Source organism: Polaromonas sp. P1_G2 (assembly GCF_056405515.1).
The window spans coordinates 1-4,066 of record NZ_JBFUBY010000277.1 but is presented as its reverse complement, the minus strand read 5'-3'; the positions used below and the strand labels follow the sequence as shown (position 1 = coordinate 4,066).

At 64.6% G+C, this 4,066-nt stretch carries 5 protein-coding genes; 2 read left to right on the top strand and 3 right to left on the bottom strand.

Features of this window, described 5'->3' with window-relative positions:
• The coding region (gene pcaH / locus AC1D0P_RS21250) for a protocatechuate 3,4-dioxygenase subunit beta (RefSeq protein ID WP_477678565.1) at window positions 1-698 on the bottom strand (698 nt) is incomplete at its 3' end.
• Between the two features lie 164 nt (window positions 699-862).
• Between pcaH and pcaQ the strand changes: the two genes are divergently transcribed.
• A complete protein-coding gene (pcaQ, locus tag AC1D0P_RS21245) occupies window positions 863-1,804 on the top strand; it encodes a pca operon transcription factor PcaQ (protein WP_477678564.1) in 942 nt (313 codons plus the stop codon).
• On the opposite strand, the gene AC1D0P_RS21240 is transcribed toward pcaQ, so the two are convergent.
• Window positions 1,801-2,733, bottom strand: coding sequence for a class I SAM-dependent methyltransferase (locus AC1D0P_RS21240; RefSeq protein WP_477678563.1), 933 nt, complete (start codon window positions 2,731-2,733; stop codon window positions 1,801-1,803). The genes pcaQ and AC1D0P_RS21240 overlap by 4 nt on opposite strands.
• A gap of 289 nt (window positions 2,734-3,022) precedes the next feature.
• Here AC1D0P_RS21240 and AC1D0P_RS21235 point away from each other — a divergent pair, with 289 nt between their 5' ends.
• The gene (locus tag AC1D0P_RS21235; protein ID WP_477678562.1) at window positions 3,023-3,481 is read left to right on the top strand and encodes an RNA recognition motif domain-containing protein; all 459 of its coding nucleotides are present in this window, start codon (window positions 3,023-3,025) and stop codon (window positions 3,479-3,481) included.
• A 103-nt stretch (window positions 3,482-3,584) separates the two neighbouring features.
• Here the strand turns inward: AC1D0P_RS21235 and AC1D0P_RS21230 are convergent.
• The coding region (locus tag AC1D0P_RS21230) for an SDR family oxidoreductase (RefSeq protein ID WP_477678561.1) at window positions 3,585-4,066 on the bottom strand (482 nt) is incomplete at its 5' end.

The window sequence follows — 4,066 nt, the reverse complement described above, 5'->3', positions numbered from 1 at the left end:
GCCTTGGGGCCGCGCAGCACGATGTCGAACACATAACCGAGCGCGTAATCGGGCTGGGTCACGTCCAGGCTGAACTTTGACACCATCAATTCGCGCACGCTGTCGGGTGCGCCCATGTACATGGGGTCGTAGCTGAGCAAGGGGTCGCCGGGAAAATACATCTGCGTGACCAGGCGGCTGGCGAAGTAATCGCCGAACAGCGAAAAGTGGATGTGCTGCGGCCGCCAGGCGTTGGGGTGGTTGCCCCAGGGGTAGGCACCGGGCTTGATGGTCTTGAAGCTGTAGCGGCCTTCGTTGTCGGTCATGCAGCGGCCGGCGCCCAGGAAGTTGGGGTCCAGCGGCGCATCGTGCTGGTCGACCTTGTGCACGTAACGGCCTGCCGCGTTGGCCTGCCAGACTTCAACCAGGGTGTTGCGCACGGGCCGCCCGTCTTCGTCCATCACGCGGCCGGTGACGATGATGCGTTCGCCCAGCGGGTCGCCGTTCATCACGGCGTTTTTGGTGAGGTCGTTGTCGAGCGGGCCGAACTGCTCGATGCCGTAGACCGGCGCATTGAGCTGCGCCAGCGCCTGCTTGATCGGGACCAGCGGCTGCTTGGGGCCGCGCAGCAGCGTGGATTTGTAGCCGGGGTAGATATGGGGCGAATGGCTGGTCCAGTCGCGTGGGGCAAGAAAGCTGGTGTTCAGGTCGGGTTTCATGGTGGGTGTCTCCGTGGGTCAGATGGGCTGCCTGGATGCCTTCGGCGGCTATTTCCGGCGCTGGGACCACTTTAAACGCGCCGAATAGTTATGTATATTGACATTTTTTCGCCTTATCCATAACCAAATTGGCCGGCAGTGCTTGCCAGTGGTTAAATCGCTGGATGGTCGATGAACGCATCAAATACCGGCATTTGCAGTGCTTCCTGGCGGTGGCGCAGCACGGCAGCCTGCAAAAGGCGGCCGACGTGCTGGCAATCACCCAGCCGGCCGTCTCCAAGACACTGAAAGAACTCGAAGACCTGCTGGCCGTGCGCCTGTTCGAGCGCGGGCGCCGGGGCGCGGTGCCCACGCGTGAGGGCGAGGCTTTTTTGCGCCACGCCGGCGCTAGTGTGAGTGCGCTGCGCGAAGCCGTGGCCAGCGTGGCGCAGACGCGGCGCCAGGGCAATGCCGTGGTCGCGATCGGCGTGCTGCCCACGGTCGCGCCCTGGCTGATGCCGCAACTGCTGCTGCGGCAGGATGCCGAAGCCCGGGCGGACGTGCACACCAGCCTTCGCATACACACCGGCGCCAACCCTGAACTGCTGGCCCGCCTGCGGCAACGCGAGCTGGACCTGGTCATAGGCCGTTTTGCCGAGCCGGCCCATATGCTGGGCCTGAGTTTTGAGCATTTGTATGCCGACCCGCTGGTGCTGGCGGTGCGCCCCGGCCATCCGCTGCTGGCGCAAGGCGACCCCAAAGGCGATCTGCTGGCCGGACTTCAGGCCTTCACGGCGATCTTGCCCACGCAGGGCACGGCGATTCGCCACACGGCGGACGGTTTTTTCCTCACGCGCGGCCTGGCCTTGCCGGTGCGCACCATCGAGACGCTGTCGGTGTCGATCGCGCGCGGCTACACGCTGCAAAGCGACGCGGTCTGGGTCTCGCCGCTGGGCGCGGTGCGGCCGGACCTGGACAGCGGCGCACTGCTGCAACTGCCCGTCAGCATGTCGGGGACTGAGGAATTGGTGGGCCTGACCTTGCGCGCCGACATGGCGCCCACGCCGGCGCAGCAGGCGCTGATCGCGAATATCCGGCTGCTGGCGGCGGAGCGCCGCGGCCTCTAGGCTGCTTCGGCCGTGACGGCGAAACGCGCCGTCAGCTCACCCAGGCCCAGCTCGTCCAGCACCTCGCGCAAACGCGCTTGCGCCGCGCGGGTTTTGCCGGCCTGGGGCTGGGTGGGGCGGCTGGCCAGGATCAGCTCGTTCTTCATCGAATGCTCCCAGCCCACCAGCTCGGTCACGGTGACCTGGTAACCGTTGGCTTCGAGCTGCAGGCAGCGCAGTACGTTGGTGATCTGGCTGCCGAATTCGCGCGTGTGCAGCGGATGGCGCCAGAGTTCGGCCAGCGGGGTCTTGGCCAGCGAGAGCGCGCGGCTTTTTTTCAGCACGCCGGCGACCTCGGCCTGGCAACAGGGCACCAGCACCATGTGGCGCGCGCCTTTGGCCAGGCCGAAGGCAATCGCGTCGTCGGTGGCGGTGTCGCAGGCGTGCAGCGCGGTGACGATGTCGACCGCGGGCGGCAATTCGGCCGAAGCTGTGGCCTCCTGCACCGTCAGGTTCAGGAAAGACATGCGCGCAAAGCCCAGGCGCGCGGCCAGGCTGCGTGATTTTTCGACGAGTTCGGCGCGGGTCTCAATCCCGTAGACATGGCCGGCCATGGGCTCGGCCGCGTGCGCCACGTTGAAGAACAGGTCGTAAAGGATAAATCCCAGGTAGGACTTGCCGGCGCCGTGGTCGGCCAGCGTGAAGCCTGGTTTCTGGGCCGCGACTTCATTGAGCAGGGGTTCTATGAACTGGTAGAGGTGATAGACCTGCTTGAGCTTGCGCCGGGTGTCCTGGTTGAGCTTGCCCTCACGTGTGAGGATGTGCAGCTCTTTCAGCAGCTCGATCGACTGCCCCGGGCGCAGCTCTTCAATGGCCTGGGCGGCGGGCGCGGGTTTTGCGGCGCTTTTTTTGGGTGGTTTTGCGGCGCGCGCGGTGCTGGAGGTTTGCATGGCCCCGAGTTTAGTGGGGCGCTGCGCGGCCTTATCCCAGGCGGCGCAAAGGCCTTTTGACCTGCCATGACGCCCTCTCCCCACAGGGAGAGCCAAGCAGAAACAGCAAGAAAACGACGAAAAAAGGCGCGCAGGCTGTTATAGGCGCATAATCCACCAGTTCGGGTTGCAAAAACCCGTACAAGTTGGTGATCGGTCAGTTTCGCGCGCTACGGCGGTACTTTTTGGTTTGTTGTGCTTTCGGGACCCCATCGCTTTTTGTTTTTATGTGTTTTTGAGGAGTCCCTCCATGGGCAACAAACTTTACGTCGGCAACCTGCCTTACTCGGTTCGCGACGAAGATCTGCAACAATCTTTTGGCCAATTCGGCGCTGTCACCAGCGCTAAAGTCATGATGGAACGCGACACCGGTCGCTCCAAAGGCTTTGGCTTTGTCGAAATGGGCAACGATGCCGAAGCGCAAGCTGCAATCACCGGCATGAACGGCCAGTCCCTCGGCGGCCGCAGCATCACCGTGAATGAAGCCCGTCCGATGGAGGCACGTCCTCCCCGTACCGGCGGCTTCGGCGGCGGTGGTGGCGGCTACGGCGGTGGCGGCGCTCGCTCCGGCGGTGGYGGCTACGGCGGCGGCGGTGGTGGYCGTTCCGGYGGCGGCAGCGACGGCGGTTTCCGCAGCCCTTACGGCGGCGGCGGTAGCGGCGGTGGCCGTTCAGGCGGCGGCGGTGGTGGTGGACGCGGCGGCTACTAAGCCCTGCTGAACCCGCTCTTCAGCCCCGGCTGAAAGAGCGCTAAAAAGGCTTCAAGACTTCGGTTTTGACGCCTTTTTGCTTTTCGGCCTGAGAAAAGCGCGGTCAGCGCTCATCCTGGCGATGCTTGCGCGCGCGCCCGGCCACGGCCTTGTCAAACAGCGCGTTGGGCAGCAGGCGCATCAGCTTGGCCACGATGCCCATTTGCCAGGGAATTACGCGATAACTGTGTCCCCCATGAATGGTCGCGAACGCCTTGTCGGCGAACGTGTCGACCTTCATCAGGAAGGGCATGGGGTAACGGTTTTCGCGGGTCAGCGGCGTATCGATATAGCCGGGGCAGATCGTCACCACTTTCACGCCGCTGGGGCGCAGCTCACCGCGCAGGCTTTCGCAATACGCGATGACCGCCGCCTTGCTGGCRCAATACGCGCCGTGGCCGGGCAGGCCGCGTATGCCGGCCACGCTGCCTATGCCCACCAGCGTACCGCTTCCACGCGCCGCCATGCCGGCCATGAAGGGATGGAAGGTAGCCGCCACGCCGACGTTGTTGGTCGCAAAGGTTTGCGCCATCACGTCCAGGTCAG